The 17,427-nt window shown below is 44.1% G+C and carries 16 protein-coding genes; 10 read left to right on the forward strand and 6 right to left on the reverse strand.

The genetic code is table 11. The features are described from left to right. Positions 1 to 180 precede the first annotated feature (180 nt). Positions 181 to 2,676, forward strand: a complete 2,496-nt coding sequence (locus tag ELS82_RS06615) for a sensor domain-containing phosphodiesterase (RefSeq protein ID WP_134834784.1) — start codon at positions 181 to 183, stop codon at positions 2,674 to 2,676. A 57-nt stretch (positions 2,677 to 2,733) separates the two neighbouring features. On the opposite strand, the gene nagK is transcribed toward ELS82_RS06615, so the two are convergent. Then, the gene (gene nagK / locus ELS82_RS06620) at positions 2,734 to 3,642 is read right to left on the reverse strand and encodes an N-acetylglucosamine kinase (protein ID WP_134834785.1); all 909 of its coding nucleotides are present in this window, start codon (positions 3,640 to 3,642) and stop codon (positions 2,734 to 2,736) included. A gap of 141 nt (positions 3,643 to 3,783) precedes the next feature. Continuing rightward, the gene (locus ELS82_RS06625; protein ID WP_134834786.1) at positions 3,784 to 4,524 is read right to left on the reverse strand and encodes a tRNA-uridine aminocarboxypropyltransferase; all 741 of its coding nucleotides are present in this window, start codon (positions 4,522 to 4,524) and stop codon (positions 3,784 to 3,786) included. Positions 4,525 to 4,595: 71 nt separating this feature from the next. On the opposite strand from ELS82_RS06625, the gene ELS82_RS06630 reads away from it, so the two are divergent. Next, on the forward strand, positions 4,596 to 5,387 hold the full coding sequence (locus ELS82_RS06630) for a sterol desaturase family protein (protein WP_134834787.1): 792 nt from the start codon (positions 4,596 to 4,598) through the stop codon (positions 5,385 to 5,387). Here the strand turns inward: ELS82_RS06630 and ELS82_RS06635 are convergent. Further along, positions 5,384 to 7,408 carry a methyl-accepting chemotaxis protein gene (locus tag ELS82_RS06635; RefSeq protein ID WP_134834788.1) on the reverse strand — a complete coding sequence of 675 codons (2,025 nt, stop codon included), beginning with the start codon at positions 7,406 to 7,408 and terminating at the stop codon, positions 5,384 to 5,386. The two genes, ELS82_RS06630 and ELS82_RS06635, sit on opposite strands and share 4 nt — an antisense overlap. 43 nt (positions 7,409 to 7,451) lie before the next feature. Between ELS82_RS06635 and ELS82_RS06640 the strand changes: the two genes are divergently transcribed. Continuing rightward, positions 7,452 to 8,006 carry an NlpC/P60 family protein gene (locus ELS82_RS06640; protein WP_134834789.1) on the forward strand — a complete coding sequence of 185 codons (555 nt, stop codon included), beginning with the start codon at positions 7,452 to 7,454 and terminating at the stop codon, positions 8,004 to 8,006. Positions 8,007 to 8,019: 13 nt separating this feature from the next. On the opposite strand, the gene ELS82_RS06645 is transcribed toward ELS82_RS06640, so the two are convergent. Next, on the reverse strand, positions 8,020 to 8,364 hold the full coding sequence (locus ELS82_RS06645) for a DUF3802 family protein (RefSeq protein WP_004414118.1): 345 nt from the start codon (positions 8,362 to 8,364) through the stop codon (positions 8,020 to 8,022). 339 nt (positions 8,365 to 8,703) lie between these two features. Between ELS82_RS06645 and ELS82_RS06650 the strand changes: the two genes are divergently transcribed. After that, complete coding sequence (locus ELS82_RS06650; RefSeq protein WP_134834790.1) at positions 8,704 to 9,570, forward strand: fructosamine kinase family protein; 867 nt, start codon at positions 8,704 to 8,706, stop codon at positions 9,568 to 9,570. A 238-nt stretch (positions 9,571 to 9,808) separates the two neighbouring features. Continuing rightward, positions 9,809 to 10,012 (forward strand): CPXCG motif-containing cysteine-rich protein, encoded by a 204-nt coding sequence (locus ELS82_RS06655; protein ID WP_053441297.1) that lies wholly within the window; start codon positions 9,809 to 9,811, stop codon positions 10,010 to 10,012. Positions 10,013 to 10,121: 109 nt separating this feature from the next. On the opposite strand, the gene ELS82_RS06660 is transcribed toward ELS82_RS06655, so the two are convergent. Then, on the reverse strand, positions 10,122 to 10,736 hold the full coding sequence (locus ELS82_RS06660) for a riboflavin synthase subunit alpha (protein WP_134834791.1): 615 nt from the start codon (positions 10,734 to 10,736) through the stop codon (positions 10,122 to 10,124). 143 nt (positions 10,737 to 10,879) lie between these two features. Here ELS82_RS06660 and ELS82_RS06665 point away from each other — a divergent pair, with 143 nt between their 5' ends. Further along, on the forward strand, positions 10,880 to 12,250 hold the full coding sequence (locus tag ELS82_RS06665) for an MATE family efflux transporter (RefSeq protein WP_134834792.1): 1,371 nt from the start codon (positions 10,880 to 10,882) through the stop codon (positions 12,248 to 12,250). Positions 12,251 to 12,288: 38 nt separating this feature from the next. Here ELS82_RS06665 and ELS82_RS06670 read toward each other — a convergent pair whose 3' ends face one another. Beyond that, the gene (locus ELS82_RS06670; protein ID WP_134834793.1) at positions 12,289 to 13,143 is read right to left on the reverse strand and encodes a DNA ligase; all 855 of its coding nucleotides are present in this window, start codon (positions 13,141 to 13,143) and stop codon (positions 12,289 to 12,291) included. A gap of 295 nt (positions 13,144 to 13,438) precedes the next feature. On the opposite strand from ELS82_RS06670, the gene ELS82_RS06675 reads away from it, so the two are divergent. The 4 genes from ELS82_RS06675 to ELS82_RS06690 are packed head-to-tail and all read left to right on the forward strand — an operon-like array spanning position 13,439 to position 17,423. Further along, positions 13,439 to 13,759, forward strand: coding sequence for an STAS domain-containing protein (locus tag ELS82_RS06675; protein WP_134834794.1), 321 nt, complete (start codon positions 13,439 to 13,441; stop codon positions 13,757 to 13,759). A 46-nt stretch (positions 13,760 to 13,805) separates the two neighbouring features. Then, on the forward strand, positions 13,806 to 14,645 hold the full coding sequence (locus ELS82_RS06680; protein WP_134834795.1) for an OmpA family protein: 840 nt from the start codon (positions 13,806 to 13,808) through the stop codon (positions 14,643 to 14,645). Beyond that, a complete protein-coding gene (locus ELS82_RS06685; RefSeq protein ID WP_134834796.1) occupies positions 14,632 to 16,725 on the forward strand; it encodes an SLBB domain-containing protein in 2,094 nt (697 codons plus the stop codon). The genes ELS82_RS06680 and ELS82_RS06685 overlap by 14 nt, the downstream gene beginning before the upstream one ends. Further along, on the forward strand, positions 16,725 to 17,423 hold the full coding sequence (locus tag ELS82_RS06690; RefSeq protein WP_134834797.1) for a P-loop NTPase family protein: 699 nt from the start codon (positions 16,725 to 16,727) through the stop codon (positions 17,421 to 17,423). Before ELS82_RS06685 ends, ELS82_RS06690 begins: the two co-directional genes overlap by 1 nt. The last annotated feature ends 4 nt before the right edge of the window (positions 17,424 to 17,427 follow it).

Genomic DNA, 17,427 nt, shown 5'->3' on the forward strand with positions numbered 1-17,427 from the left:
CATGGGCCAGTATTATCAACTGGCCCATTTTGTTTGTTAGTAAACTGTAACGCTCATTTGTATTCATCATTTCATTATTGTTATCGCGATCAACGCATTCCCTATACCAAACTGGTATCCTATAAACAAAGAGTCATATTCTTTTCTAATAATAATTAATCAATAGGAATCTAGCTTTCGATGGACGCCCTCATCAAGGAAGTTATCTTCGCTCACAATGAAGACGAGCTATACGCCCGCTGCCTTAAAGAAGTTTATTCACGTTACCAACCAACTCACTGCCTAATCGCCGAATACGATTTACAAACTAAAATGGCGAATACCATTCACTACTTAGTTAACGGTGAAAAGGCGCAAAACATTTCCTACAGCTTAACTGGAAGCCCATGTGAACAAGTACTGAATGATAAAGGTATCTGTGCATACCCTTCTCAAATTCAACAACGTTTTCCAGACGATGTCGCGTTGCAACACTTAAACGCGGAAAGTTATGTTGGAATACCGCTGCAATCTACCGACGGAACCATTGTTGGCGTATTAGCGCTGCTATTTGACGATAACCTCACGGTGGATTCTCTCGATGAAGATTGGCTACTTACGGTCGGTTTTTTAGTCGGAAAATCTATCCTTCAGCATCGGTTAACTCGGCAAAAGAACACCCTTCTACGCCAATTACAACGTTCAGAACAAATTACTCAGTCTTGTTCATGGCGTTGGGACGTAGACAAAGATAAGTTTAAATACTCTTCCAACTTAAATGTGATGTTTAACTTAGCTCTCGATAACAAGCTATCGTTTTACGAGTTTTTCAATCACTACGTATTTAAGTCATGTGAGCAATACAACAAGCTTTTGACTACCGATTGCGTGCATGACCAAGTGACAACAACGATCATTCATAGTGAAGAATCCAAGTCTAATCTTGATTTGGAGATCACCTACAGCAAGCATTTTCACCCCAATGGTGCATTAAGCCGAATAGAAGGGAACATTCGAAATATTTCGGATATCTCCGAGCTTGTAAATGATCATCTCATCGCTCAGCGAGTCATTGAGCTATCCAGTAGTGGCGTGATCCTGACTGACGCGAACAATCTCATCTTAAACATGAACTCGAAAGCTGAAGAGATTACTGGCTACACTCTGAAGGAGATGTATAACCAGCCTCCATCGACTTTCAGCTCTGACATTCATGACCGCAAATTCTACAAGACAATGTGGCAGTCAATAGAATCAAGTGATCGTTGGTCTGGTGAAGTGTGGAATAAAACCAAATCAGGCGCGATTTACCCCGAGCAGCTCTCTATTCACGTGGTTAGAGGACGCAAAGGCGACATTCAAAATTACATCGCCATTTTTGATGACCTAAGTTACAAAAAGTCGATTGAAAACGAGCTACTCAAGTACAGGAACAAGCAAGACTTCACTGGCTTGATGACACGTACCAAGTTTATTCAGATGCTCGAAGACCACCCTGATCTTGTGGTGCTATTGGTCGACATTAGTCGCTTCTCTGAGATAAATAACCTCTACGGTGAAGAGTTTGGTAATAAGGTGCTTAGCTATGTAGGTCAGGTTCTTTACACCAATTACAATGCAGAAAAAGTGAATATCTGTCGCTATGGCGCGGATCAGTTTGCTCTCGCGTGGAATTTAGCAAACGTTTCCGATATAGATCAGCTTATCTCAACTATCCGTGCAACGGTCGAAGAAGAGTTTTCTATAGATGGGAAGAGCATGAGTTTGGCCGTTAATATGGGCTATTCCATTCCGATTGAGTCCACCAGCGATACGCACCCTTTGACGAAAGCGTATTACGCGCTTGAAGAAGCTAAATCCCAACTGACGCCTGGTACAGTTAGATATTCAGACTACTTAGAGCAATGCGTTGAGCGCAAACATCAGCTCGGCGTCATGCTCAAACAAGCGTTAGATGAAGAGCGCTTGCATGTTGAATATCAACCTATCTATGACTTAAAAACTCGAACTATTGTTAAGTTTGAGGCTCTTGCTCGCTGGAGCGAAGGCAATCAAAACATCTCTCCATTTGAGTTTATTCCAATTGCAGAAGAGCTCGGCTATATTTCTCAATTAGGTAACTTGATCCTTAAGAAAGTGTGTCAGGATATACTGTCGATGAGAGCATTAGGGTTTGAGTCGATAGCGATATCAGTCAACCGCTCAATTGAAGAGCTACTCAATGAGAATATCGATAACTGCTCTATCCTGAACCAGTTAGACCAATCAGGCTTAACGACCCAAGATGTCATTATCGAAATCACTGAATCGATCCCGCTTGAAGATAAGCCCCAAGTACAGGAGTTATTGGCGAGTTTAAGAAAGCGTGGGCTTAAATTAGCGCTAGATGACTTCGGTACTGGCTTTGCGTCATTTTCTAACTTGATGAAGAATACTGTCGACCTATTAAAAATTGATCGATCGTTTATTCGTGATATTGAAAGCGATAAGAACAACGCCGTACTCGTAGAGTCAGTCAATATGCTGGCGAGTCAGTTGGGGCTAGATGTGATTGCTGAAGGCGTTGAAACTAAACAGCAATTAGAACTGCTAGAGTCGATGGGGTGCCGTTACATCCAGGGTTACTACATTAGTAAACCCGTTCCTTTCGATAAAGCAATGACGTTGTTAGAAAAATACAGCGAGCACAGTTGCTAACCACTCGTTATTAACTACAAAAAAGAGCTTGCCGTAGCAAGCTCTTTTTTATTTCAATTACTTGATATTCAAGAATGCCGCGCCGCGAACACCACCTGAATCACCGTGTTTCGCTTTCACGATCTTAGGACATTTAGCGACTGACAATAGGTACTTAGGTACACGTTTTGGCATTTCTTCGTAGATAAGTTCGAAGTTAGATAAGCCACCGCCAAGTGCAACTACATGTGGGTCGTTAGCAGTAAAGATATTAGCAAAGCAAATCGCCAACAGCTCCATGAAACGCTCAACGTGTTCTACTGCTTGCGCTTCACCCTCTTTGTACGCGTTGATGATCTCAATCGCTTTCTTCTCTTCACCGAAGTAGTGCGAGTAGATTAGCTCGAAGCCACGGCCAGAAAGATAGCTGTCTAGACAACCTTTTTTGCCACAGCCACAACCAAGTAGAGGTGCGTTCTCACCTAAGTGGAACCAAGCATCCAAAGGTAAACGAGTGTGGCCAATCTCACCTGCAACGTGGTTACGACCCGAGAAAACCGCACCATCGTAAATCAAACCACCGCCAAAACCAGTGCCTAGAATAAGGCCCATAACGGATGGCTGATCTTTTAGCTCGTCATCCCACGCTTCAGATAGAGCAAAACAGTTCGCATCGTTTTCAATTTTAACACTGCGACCAATTTTCGCTTCAAGGTCTGCACGTAACGGCTTGCCTTTTGCTGCCGGAACATTAACCGTCAGAACTGTACCATCATCGGCATCTTCCATACCTGGTAGACCTAAGCCAATTTTACCTTCGCAGCCAAACTCTTGGTCATATTTATTAACTAACCCAGCGATGGTTTCCACTAATTGCTCATAGTCTTCGGTTGGTGTTGGAGTACGCTCAGTTGCGACTCTTTCCAACTTATCGTTAAACGCACCAAATTCAATCTTAGTGCCACCAACGTCAAAGCCGTAGTACATTTCATCTCTCCCAGACAATATTCATAAAATTACTAATTTTGCCATTATCCATATTGCTACGCCTACAAACTGTGATTTAGAACCGGTTTAACTGTGAGACAGAGTTAAGTGAACACTCTCTATCCAACCAAAGCGCAAATATTAGAGTGATTTCTCGTTTCCGAACTGCGCTAAGAATTGTTTCAGAGCTGGTCTAGATTCATCAGGCTTGTTACGCGTTTTGCTATTCATGTACGACTCTCTAAAAACGTTAAACCAACTCGATAGAGTCTCAGAGACCTTTAACTGCCCGAGTTCTTTAAACACTAAGATCGCTACTTCTGCTGTCGCGAGGTGCTGTTCATTCTCAGAGCGCCTCATCATATATTGAGAAACTTCTGTAGGGCTGATTGATAGCACCGGTAATGAATCTAAATAAGGCGATTTTTTGAAAATACGTCTTGCTTCACGCCAACTGCCATCAAGGAAAATAAGTAGCGGCTTTTTCGCTGACTCTAGCGGCTTTGTTTCACTAAACAGTAACCTACTCTTGTCTTCAACATATTCGTCAGGGAAGACAACGATCGGTTGATAGTCAGGATTCTCTAGTAGATCCAACATTGCCTGCTCAGGTTCTGTACGACTCCATTGAAATGCGTAGCCTTCTTTAACCGTGTCGAGAATCAATCGACCTGTATTACTAGGCTTAAACACTTCATTTTCCGACATCAGCAACATCACAGCTAAATCACTCTCAATGTCTGGCTGATACTGACAAAGGCAGTCTTTTTGTGAGACTTGGCAGTACTGACAACGAGAGACTTTGCTCCCGCGTGCGTTGAATGGTTTAGTTGAACGCTCTAGGCGTTGTTGATACAAGTGATGAAAGGCGTGGATTCTCATGGCGTATCGTAGATAATAAACAGGGGCAGCAAGTGTACCCTCCCATTTTTCAGTTGCAAGGATTAGTGAGAATGCAGAACCCAGAATTGATTCGTTTAAGCTTTTTTATCGGTGTGCTTTGCTTATGCGCTGTCTGGGAGTGGGCTGTGCCAAGAAAAACTCTTACTCAAAGTAAGCTCTACCGATGGATGAATAACCTTGGATTAGTTGCATTTAATTCAGTCTGTTTAACGTTACTGATGCCTATCCTCGCTTATGAGTCTGCGGTTTATGCCCAGCAACAGCAACTTGGGCTATTTAACACTATCGAGTTCGCCCCTTACGCAGCGGTCATCGCCTTTTCTGTCTTGCTGATGGATTTCACTATTTACCTTCAACATAGGGTATTTCATCGAGTTCCATTGCTGTGGCGCTTGCACCGCATGCACCATGCCGATCAAGATATTGATGTCACTACTGGGAGCCGTTTCCATCCCATCGAAATTATACTGTCAATGTGGATTAAAATTGCTTTGGTCCTTGTGTTGGGTGTTCCTCCGCTTGCGGTAATCATCTTCGAAATCGTGCTAAACGCCAGCGCTATGTTCAACCACAGTAATGCTTACCTGCCACTAAAGCTCGACAGGATATTAAGAAAAGTCGTTGTTACGCCAGATATGCACCGTGTCCACCACTCAGTGGTCGCCAAAGAAACGCATTCGAACTTTGGTTTCTTTTTATCAGTGTGGGACAGATGGTTTGGTACTTATCGCGCTCAGCCTATAGCCGGGCACGATAAGGTATTGATTGGAATACCGCTATTCCAACGTAGTCAGGAACAGCGGATAGACAAAATGCTGACTCAACCATTTCGCAATGATTAGATCACGTACTTGTGTAGCATTGCCTGTTGTTGCTCGGCAATGCTTGCGACTTGCTGCGAACTTTCAACCATAGACTCTAGCTGCTCTTGTGTCTGCTCACCTTGCTTGGTAACTCGTGTAATCGCTTCGCTTACATTAGCCGTTGCGCTTTGTTGTTCTTTCGTCGCAATAGACACCTGCTCGGCTCTAGCGCGAATATGCCCAACTGACGATTCAATGAAGGCGAACGTTTCTTTAACCATCTCACTTGATGTTAAGGCATTAGTCATTTCAATACGTGATTCTTCAACCGCACTCTTTGAAGCTTGAGCCGCGACAACTAGTTGATCCATCCTTCCTCGTATATTGGTCGTTTGGGCTGAAGTATCACTAGCAAGTTTTCTTACTTCATCTGCTACAACCGCAAATCCTCGTCCTTGCTCTCCGGCTCGCGCGGCTTCAATCGCGGCGTTCAGCGCAAGTAAATTGGTGTTTTCCGCGATACCAGAGATCAAATCAACCATTTCACTGATTTGATTAACGCGTTTATCGAGTTGCAACATTGACGCTTCATTGGCATTCAGCGACTCAGCCAATGCTTTTAGCCTTATTTGGTTTTGCTCTATTGCCTCTACTCCCTTGTTCGAGTGCTGAGAGGCATGCTCAGAATCTTGATATGACTCGTTAGTCACTTGGGCTATTTGACGAATTGAAGTATCTAACTGATTAACTGCGTTAACCATGGTCGCGAGCGATTCATTTTGTAGCGAAAGACTGCGATTCGATTGTGAAGCAGCGCAATGACTGACTTCTGCTGCTTGATACAGCGTTTCACAATTGCTGGTAACGCGAGCAATTGAGTCTTGAGTCGTAGTCGCTAAGCTGTTTAGCTTTATCGAAACATCGTGCAGTTCACGTGGGCCAATCAACCGCGCAGTCGTGGTAAGGTCGTGCTCGGTCATATTAGTCACGCAAGATAAGATATTATTGAGACTACGGTTAATCCAAACTCGCAGAACAACGCCAGCAACAAGCACCAGCAGTACCATCACCCCGCTACTGGTGAATAAAGTCGTTGTTATGCGCTCAATCGTTGTCGTTACAACCCCTTGGCCGTTATCGATCAACACCTTTGCACTTGCAGATATTGAGTTGAGCTGTTCAACCGTCGTATCAGCAACCATCACCACTTGAGCGACCTGCTCTCCTTGCTTCTGCGCGATTTTTAGCTTTTGCAGAATTTTGTCTACAATCGCATTCGGCTTAAAACCCACAAGAACCATCTCATACGCAGAGGTCAAGCTACTGAACTCGGTTACATCAGGGTGCCACTGTTTAAAATCATCATACGCAAGCTCTACGCCAGCAAGTCGATTCTTAAGTTGTTTGTATTCTTTGATCGCTTGCTCACGGTCTTGCTCCATCAACAATTGAACAAAACCACTTTCCATTGCACTAACATTAGCGATGAATCGATTCGCCGCATCTGCTGATTCAGGATTATCACCGACTAAAAAGGCACTAATTCGGCTCATTTCTGGGCCTGCAGAACCAAGCCCATAGCGGAAAGCTTCGAGTTCTGAGTCAATATCCTGCTGAAGCAACAAAATATCTCGCTGAGTATTGATAACTGAGCTAGTTAATTGGTTTAATGAAACCACTTGCTGAGAAAGCTGTTTTAATTCTATTGAAGAGATCGCTTGACTGAATTGGGCGGACAACTGCAACACTTGGTTAGACGACTGAATATTTTGCTCTTGCAGGAATTCGATTTGTGGTACCAACGCATCGAGCTGCTGATAAGTAGTCGCTTGAGTACTATAACTAAGCTGCTTTGATTGCTCCAATATGGTTTGCATCAAGTCTGCATTTGTCATCGCTAAAGGTAGTGCTTGGTCTGACAAACGAGAAAACTCCCGTTCAACCCGATCTATACCCTTAATACTGGTGACAGCAAGCAAAATGACCATTATTGTTATGGCTATAAACACAGCGCTTATCGTTTGCACTAACGACAGCTTACCTTTTTTCAACGCTTCCATGCAGAAGAAAGTCCTAATACGAATACATGATAGAAGGGATACTATGACTCGTTTGTTACAGTTCAATGGCACAGGACTAGGCATTAAGGACAGACTTCGTTTTGTAGTCACAGGTAAATTGCTGCTGGCTACTTCCCTCTTGGTTGGCTGTTCAAGCAGCCCAGATTTTGAGAGTGCTCAGATAGAAGCGAAGCCTATTACGATTGAGCAAGCAAACGTCAAAAGCTCTTTCTTAGATGTTTATAAGGTATGGCAAGGTGCCCCTTACCGTTTGGGAGGCACAACACTAAATGGTGTCGACTGTTCTGCGTTCGTGCAAACGGCATATGAAGATGCGCTAGGGCTAAAGATCCCGCGCACAACACTGGCACAAGTAGAAGTCGGTCAGGAAATAGAATATGAAGATGCAAAGATTGGGGATCTCGTCTTTTTCAAAACGGCCCCCAAAACCCGTCATGTGGGCGTTTATCTAGGCAATAAACAATTTATGCATGCCTCAACCTCAAAAGGTGTGATTATTTCAAGGTTAGATAACCCTTATTGGGCTTCGAAATATTGGCACGTTCGACGCGTTGCTTATTCACCACAAGCAAACTAGGTCAAATGCGAATTTAGTCGTACTTAGCGACAGCAGAATCAAATAAGTTTTTTAACAGGGCGATGTACTCATCGAGAAACCCTATTTGCTCATTAGTTGCAGGCTTTGTCCAAACACCAGCTAATACTTCTCCAAGATCTTCTACAACTGAGTCTGCTTCTTTGAGTAATTGGAAGCGAACACTCGAATGGAGCTCTGGGTTTTGTTCGAATATGGCCATAATATTACTCGCGACCATGTCGGTTACAACATCTTCTACACTTTCTGAGCCCGTATCTCCGTCATCGGAAGCAAATACGTCTAGATTAAAAGCTAAGTGCTCGATAAGAGCTAAGTAACCATCGGTTTCTACAACCACTGTTTATCTCCAAAATTGCGAACTCGGCGAGTTCCATCCTAGTAATAGTAAGACATATCAATAAGAATACACAACTCACACCGAATCAGTTGCTGATAAATTCCTCACCCAACCCAATATACCGCACATCAGTTCAAATAGTAAATTGGGGATGAGAACAAGGCGAACCTGTCAGGCAACAATAAATAACGACTCTAGTTAATGTCCTGACATAAATCACACTTTCACTAATGCGCTGTACAAATTCGGTAAATCGTTGAATTTTTTGCACTATGAATCAGAATTCACAATCAGCATATTCTACACTGTAATTATATCGAACCGGACGCAGGATATGTTATGTGGCAAGCCATCTCTAAACAGTTATCTGAGGTTTTATTGTTTTCTTATGAAATTAAAGAAAAAACGAAAGTCCATGGGGGAGATATTAATGATTGCTATATGATTTCGGATGGTGAGCAGCGCTATTTCGTTAAGGTAAATAGACGTGACTTCTTACCTAAATTTGAGATTGAAGCAGAGAATATCCGTCTATTGCACGATAGCCGGACAGTATTTGTTCCTGAGCTTGTCCTCACAGGGACATCGAAAGATCACTCATTCATCGTACTAAACTACCTACCCACTAAACCGCTCGATGACAGTAAGAATAGTTTTTCCTTTGGTCAGCAACTCGCTCGCCTCCATCAATGGGGAGAGCAAAAAGAGTACGGGCTCGATCAAGATAACTATATCGGCGCTACCTTACAGCCTAATAAGTGGGACCGAAAATGGGCGCGCTTTTTTGCTGAGCAGCGTATCGGATGGCAGCTTCAACTGTTGCGTGAGAAAGGCATTAATCTTGTTGATATTAATGAGTTCACCCAGCTGGTGCAAAACCGCTTAGCCAACCACCAGCCTAAACCTGCCCTGCTCCATGGAGATTTATGGCATGGTAACGTCGCCAACTCAGTGTTTGGCGCTTTGTGTTACGACCCTGCCTGTTACTGGGGTGACCGCGAGTGTGATATTGCCATGACCGAGCTGTTCGAAGGATTCCAAGCTGAATTCTATCAAGGCTATGAAAGTGTCGCTCCACTCGATTTACGTTACAGTGAGCGTAAAGACATCTACAACCTTTACCATCTGCTTAACCACTACAATCAGTTTGGTGGACACTACCTAGATCAATCACAGAAACTAATAAAACAGATTTTATTATATTAATTGTGAATATTTCTTACCTTACAATGAGTTAGATGTTTAGAATCTTGTAATTGTCAAACTGGAGCCTGTTCTTTGGTGACCTTAATAAGGGCCAAATTATTATTTCTATAGCTCTATCAACTTTTGCACTTAATTCAGGTCTAACACTAACTTCTGAGCATATTATTACTATGTCGACAGGGAGTTTCTCAAAAACTGGTTTCTCTAGAGATGGTATAAAGATGTAAGGAATAGAGTTATGCGTAATTACACTGAAAAAATGGTTTCCTGCCCTCATTGCGGACACACTATAGGTATCACGTTAGATGCATCTAATGGCAATCAAAATTTCTATGATGATTGCCCAGCATGTTGTAACGCCATTCACTTAACGATGACAGTCAATGAACAAATGGATCAGATCGACCTTCTCATTGATGCCGATGACGAACAAATTTTCTAGTTAGCCAACTTCACATCCGTCAATTACGCACAATTAACGTGTTCTTATCCACTTAAGTAATTAGCAATAGGTAGCTGCCATAAACAGCTACCTATTTTTATTTTGAGTACTAAGCTAGGTTTTTATTCGCTAACACGCGCTCGACGGTATCAACAATCGCTTGGGTTTGAGGATCAAACTCTACATTAATTTGATCGCCTACTTGGCGTAAACCGAAAAGAGTGCGTTCTAACGTTTCAGGGATAAGGTGAACAGAAAAGCGATTTTGTTCGACCTCACCTATCGTTAGAGAACAGCCATCTAAGCCGATATAGCCTTTCGCTAGCACATACTTAATTTTATCTTCAGGAATCTCAAACCAGATCGTGCGGTTGTTTGGTGAATCAATCACTTCAACAACTTCACCGACTAAACTAATATGCCCAGACATAGAGTGACCGCCAATTTCGTCACCAAACTTCGCCGCTCTCTCTATATTGACAGAATCGCCTTCTGTTAGAGATCCAAGGTTGGTCAATGCCAGCGTTGCTTGCATTAAATCGAAGTCGATTAAATCATCTTCTATGCGGGTCACCGTTAAACAGCAACCATTATGAGCAACGGAAGCGCCAATGGCTAAGCCATGATTCATCTCATCTGTTAACTTTACTGTATGGGTTTGAAATTTATCTTTCTTCTTAATGGCAACAACTTCTGCCATTCCTTGCACAATTCCAGTAAACATTGTCCGTTACCGTTAGTTTTTATTAGCGCTTAGTGTGACATTTCTTTATCATCGCACACAATCATTTTCTCTTTGATGAGAGTAAGGCTTTCCGTCTCTTTTCCCCTAGCCTTATTCTCGATTATCTAGTTTGGAGTTCTCCTTTGCATCGTTATAAAACTGAAGCAAATACCTTGATAAAGCTCGCGACACCTGTGCTGATCGCCTCTGTCGCGCAAACAGGCATGGGCTTTGTCGATACGGTTATGGCGGGTGGCGTGAGTGCAACCGATATGGCCGCAGTTTCGATTGCAGCAAGCATTTGGCTGCCTTCTATTTTGTTTGGCGTTGGTTTGCTAATGGCGCTAGTTCCAGTCGTCGCACAGCTTAATGGCTCTGGTCGTCAGAAAAAGATCTCTTTCGAGATCCAACAAGGCATTGCGATGGCACTGCTTATTTCTGTGCCAATCTCATTAGTTTTGCTACAAACAAAATTCATCTTGGGACTGATGGATGTTGAGCAACTGATGGCAGACAAAACCATCGGCTACATGCATGCGGTGATTTACGCCGTTCCTGCTTTCTTATTATTCCAAGCTCTGCGCAGTTTGACTGATGGAATGTCATTAACAAAGCCAGCAATGGTGATTGGCTTTATCGGCTTACTGATCAATATCCCTCTTAACTGGATATTCGTTTACGGTAAATTCGGCGCACCAGCGTTAGGTGGCGTTGGTTGTGGTGTCGCAACCGCGATTGTTTACTGGATCATGTTTGCGTTGCTACTGCTGTACGTACTAACGTCTGATCGTCTAGCGAAAGTAGAAGTATTTAAGACCTTCCACAAACCTGATACTGGCGCTTTACTCAGACTGTTAAAACTCGGCTTCCCTGTTGCAGCCGCAATGTTTTTTGAAGTAACACTGTTTGCCGTAGTGGCATTACTTGTTGCACCACTCGGTTCGCTTGTTGTGGCGGCTCACCAAGTCGCGATTAACTTCTCGTCACTGGTGTTTATGTTACCGATGAGTATCGGCGCCGCGACAAGTATCCGTGTCGGTCATCGTCTGGGGGAAGAAAACGTTGAAGGCGCGCGAATTGCGTCACACGTTGGTCTTATTGTTGCGGTCGTTTTAGCGTCAATGACGGCATTGCTCACTGTTGCTTTCAGAGAACAAATTGCCCTGCTATATACTGACAACCGCGCTGTAATTGAACTAGCATTGCACCTACTACTGTTTGCCGCTATCTATCAAATCACCGATGCTGTTCAGGTCGTTGCAGCTGGCGCTCTACGCGGCTACAAAGATATGGCTGCAATATTTAACCGAACATTCATTGCATACTGGGTACTTGGCCTACCAATTGGCTATATTCTTGCGATGACCGACTGGGTTGTCGAACCGATGGGCGCTCAAGGCTTCTGGCTTGGCTTTATTATCGGCCTATCCTCTGCCGCTATCATGCTAGGTCTACGCCTACACTGGATGCATAAGCTCAGCGACGAAAAACAGTTGGAGCTGGCTTCTAAATAACAAAAAAGGGTCGATTTATTCGACCCTTTTTTATGTCATCATTGCTCTACACGTTCGCGAACATAGCGGGCAAACTTAGGTACCCCGTTGCTTGTGTAACCGTTATACCTGTAGGTCACCTTGGTTCCTATCACTGGTGGGTTTCTGCGTAATTCATCAGAAAAACCACTACCAATATAGAATTGAAGACCACTGTCTAGCTGCACTAGCAATGCGCCCATCATGCCTTTGTACTTACCATTACCAACCTTATAGCCAACAACAATCGCTTCTGCATCTTGGTGCTTTTTCAATTTGAGTAAATCGCTGCTCCTTCCTGCTTGGTATCGACTGGTGATTTTACGCAGCATCAGACCTTCGCCTTTGGCGCTATCGACACTGTCTAGATAACTAAACAGCTCAGCTTGAGACGAAATTGGTGTATGTTCGACATATTTGAGGTGATCGATTTGCAGTGTGTGGACAAGGTGAACAAGGCTAAAATACCGTTTTTGATAGTCTCCGGCGGAGTGTGGAATATCAAACAACATGTACTCGATCTGTTTCCACGCTTCCTCATTCGGTGTTTGGTCGAGTACCGTTTGCTGAACAAGTGAGAAGTTTCCTCTGCCTGCCCATAGTTCCCCTTCCAAAGCATATTTAGGTAGCGGGTCGGTAAACCAACGCGGTGCATGAATCGGGTGTCCATTACGAGTTTTTAATTGCTGGCCATCCCAAACCGCTCGGATACCATCCAATTTTTCACTCTTCCAGTACTCCTCTATCACGATATCGCTGTGGTAGCTTGTCGCCAGCATCACAGGAATAAGCGCTTCTGTATCCTGAGTTGTGGTTGCATCAGCCAAGGTAGAAACGAGTAGCCCTATCGCTACTGCTGAAAGACGTAATTCCATTTACTGTCCTCATACACATTTGATGAGGCTATTTTCCTTCCGATAATACGCAATGTTCAATGCTCGACGATGAATCATCCGATACATATCTTGAACAGTATCTAGTGATAGAACTGTGAGTTACATAGGCCGTGCCGCGATAAATCGAGTTAGAGACTTTGATTGTCAAATTGAGAAAACGCTTTCTCATTTTGACAATTCCCGCAACCACCAAAATAACCCATTGAATTTAAAGACATTAAACCTTGGCATGCTATCTGCTCTAGTTACTTCAACCCAACACGGAGATAGCATCATGGAACTACGTAAAATCGAAGCAAACGACACGATTACCACATTAATCATCAACGGTAACCTAGACGCAGACGGCAGCCGTTTCGCACAGCCTCACATTGATGAAATCATCGCAGACGATGCACAGCGTGATATCGAAATCGATTTCAGCCAAGTTCAGTTTCTTGATTCGTCAGGTGTTGGCGCCATTGTTTATCTGTACAAACGTCTTGTAGAGCGTCAACGCAATATGCGTATTGAAAACGTTTCAGGCCAACCGCTTGAGATTATGAACCTTTTACGCATTGACCAAGCAATCCCTGTTAACTCTCAAACACATTAAAACAATAAAGCTTTAGCAAACTAAAGCACTAACAAAGGACGTTGGCATGAATACATTTACACACTACATAGCCCTAGCTGCGACCACTCTAAGCTTAATTGGGTGTAGTAGCTATCCGGAAGAAGGACGAGGAGGCATCGCTGAAAACTATATTCAGTCCTCCTTCACTCCGGTGATGCCTGATGAGCCATTAGGGCCAGAGCACGGTCTACGCTTTGACTGGCAACTCGCGAAGCTCCAGTTGGATACGTTAATTCGCGAAGGCGCACGTTGGTGTTTTCCCGCAGCCGTTGTGCAAGCACTAGAAAAACAAAACCGTATCGCGCGTGAACTTGAAGGCGGATTACTGTTAGATGCAGCCAATGACCTCGTTATTCAAAGAAACAGACTGAATGAGCTAGAGCTTCAGCTAGATTACGTCACGTCACAATCAAAATGCTTACCGCCAACGAATGAACGCTCATTCCAACGACGCTTAGCGACCATCGACGAGTTGTACAACTTGCTTAATGTCGACAATCAGTTCGCTTTCAACTCAACCGAAATAAATCCGAAATACATGGGTCACCTAGCTCAAGCATCGAACATTCTTAAAGAACACCCGCAGTTTCACCTAGCCGTAACAGGCCATGCCGACTCTGTTGGCGATGTAAGCTACAACCAAGAGCTTGCTATGGGCCGTGCGCAGCAAGTTAAACGCTACCTCACCATATTTGGTCTTTCTCCAAGCCGAATCCAAACCAAGTCTGTTGGTGACACACTGCCTTTGTATGAAGGCGACTCTGACGGTGTTCGCTTAACAAATCGAAGAGTGAGTATTGAAGTCATAGACACTGAAGAGAAAACGGCGATGCACATGCAAGGAGGCTACCATGAAATGGACTAACTATATCGTCGCGGCATTACTGTCCGTTACGCTTACCTGTGCTTACGCGAATGAAGAACGCGTGCAAATCGGTGACTTAATCCAAGTAAACTTACCTGGCGAATCAACGTTAAACAAAGGCTTCCAAGTTGATAAGCGTGGTCGAATTACCCTACCTGAAGTCGGCGCTTTGTATGTTGCTGGTTACAGCGAGCAACAACTGGATGTCGCAGTTAAAGAAGCATTAGAAAAAGTCTATCGCGATCTTTCGTCAGCCACTGTCTATATTGCAGAGCAACAGATCCTTGTCTCAGTACAAGGTTATGTGAACTCTCCTGGTGAATATACGCTAGCCAAAAGTGCCGATATTCAAATGGCCCTTCACGCAGCAGGCGGACTTCGAGCTGGTGCGCAACTTAATAATCTATTTATCAAACGCGGCTCAGAAAAAGTCACGTTTAACTACAAATCGTTCCTAGATACAGGTAATGAAGCCCTACTACCTTCACTGAAATCGTTAGACACCATTTTCGTCCCTGCTTCGCCATTGGTGGGTAATATTGAACAAGAATTCGACGCCAATAAGCTTGCCAACGCAGGTGATAGTGCCGACGCTCGTACCGCGATTAAAGTTTTTGGTGAGGTAAACGCCCCCGGCTCATTTAGCTACAAAGATAACACTGATCTGGTTGATGTGATTATGCGTGCCGGTGGTGTTACTCGCTACGCATCGGTAGAACAGATTCGCGTAATCTCAAATAACGCACCTAAGCTGTTTAATCTAAAAGCCTATTTAGATAGCGGCGATGTTTCACTCCTTCCGACGCTGACACCGGGCACAACGATTTTTGTTCCTAAGCAAGAAGACGAAATCAAAGCCGGTGCTAATGTGGTTTACATCATGGGTGAAGTCGCCCACCCAGGTGCCTATGAAGGCAAGAACAATGCGTCATTCATGGACATACTAGCTAACGCTGGCGGCCCTACACGTTACGCCGAATCACGCCAAATCCGCGTCATTAAAGCGAATGGCCGTGTAGTTAAGTTCGATTTAACTGCGTTCACTGAAGGTTTAACTCGCAGCAATCCACCTTCGATCGGTCCGGGTGATGCGATCTTCGTCCCTGAAAAAACGGATATGAACGAAAAGTCTTGGCTAAAAATTGCACCTAACCGCGCAGTGAGTGTGATTGGTGAAGTAGTTCGCCCCGGCCGTGTGGAATGGTCTGATGAAATGGACCTTATGGACCTTCTCGCTCATGTCGGAGGCCCAACACTTCGAGCAGACACATCAAAAATCGAAGTGGTCACCCATGGAAATCAGCTCCACATTTTTAATCTGGATGAATTCATTCTGAGCGGCGCGCAGAGCAGCGAACTACCAAACATCAGCGCGGGTTCAATCATTCGCGTCCACGATCTACCTCAAGATCCATCAGACAATAAATCGCAATGGGTACGCCAAAGTTCAGATGCATCGATTTATGTATTTGGCCAAGTGAATGCACCGGGCCGTTATCGATTTACTAAAGACATGCACTTTTTAGATATTTTGTCTGCGGCAGATGGCCCAACCAAAGATGCCGACATCCACAACATCCGTATCACTCATCGCGACAAAAGCTATTCAAAAGTCAGCAAGCTCAATCTATCACTCTACTTTGAAACCGGTGATGAAAGCTTACTTCCTCTCGTGACTATGGGTGACACCATCTATATCCCTGAAAAAGATAAAATTTGGTTAGACCGCTCTAAAGAGTCCACTGTCCGCGTGCTAGGTGCAGTTAATAGCCCAGGACGTTATGTGTTTGATGACAATATGACGGTACTTGACCTACTTGCGGAAGCTGGTGGCCCTTCAGAGCGTGCATATCTTGAGAAGATATCGATCGTTAACATGTCTTGCTGCCAAGGCCAAGCCCGTGTATTTGACCTAGTTGATTTCAGTAGAACAGCCAATATTTACAAACTGCCCGTTTTAAGAGCTGGTGACACTATCTATGTGCCAGACCGAAGTGAAAGTTTCCTAGAGAAAGCGCGCGTGGGTTTAGAAGATATTCTTCGCCTCACCACCACTATTGTCCTAATAGGAGCGCTGTAATGATTATTCCTGCAACCCACTCAGAAATCGAACAGATTTATCTAGCCGCTGAAATGCGCGGGTGTCGTTCACTATGCGTGACCGCTTGCCAATCAGGTGACGGCGTAACATCAATCGTTACCGCATTGGCAGAGCGTTACTTGTTTGCTGGCCTTAAAACATTGGTCGTCGATCTCAATACTTATCACCCAGCATTTGAAGGCGTCGATTTTTCTCAGACTCTTTCCGAGCAGCAAATCGGTTCACTTATTTCTCATTCCGATACGCATCAGCTGTTCACGGGACTGACGATCCCCACAACGCAAGCGGCATTACTTGAGTATAAGGACCCATCTTGCTTAACAAGAACGGTCGACAAATGGCTCAATCATTTCGATCGCGTGGTGTTCGATACCTCCCCACTACTTCACGTCAATCGCGGCAACATTCCAGCTCAAGTCGTTGCCAGTGCTTGCGATCAAACTGCCTTAGTGGTTTTAGGTGGTAAAACGTCCTCCAGCCAACTGAGAAGAGCAATGTCATTACTCGATAGTGACTCAGTCGAGCTGCTAGGCACTGTACTCAACATGAGAGATCAACCAACACTCGGACAAGAAATTGTCAGAGAAATCGACCGCTGTAAATTCCTACCAGGAAAATGGCGGGCTTATTTAGCGCAAAAAATACTTAGCAATGAATTTTTGGCCCAATCTGCATAGGTAA

The organism is Vibrio ouci, from assembly GCF_004551525.1.
In the GTDB taxonomy this organism is placed as follows: domain Bacteria; phylum Pseudomonadota; class Gammaproteobacteria; order Enterobacterales; family Vibrionaceae; genus Vibrio; species Vibrio ouci.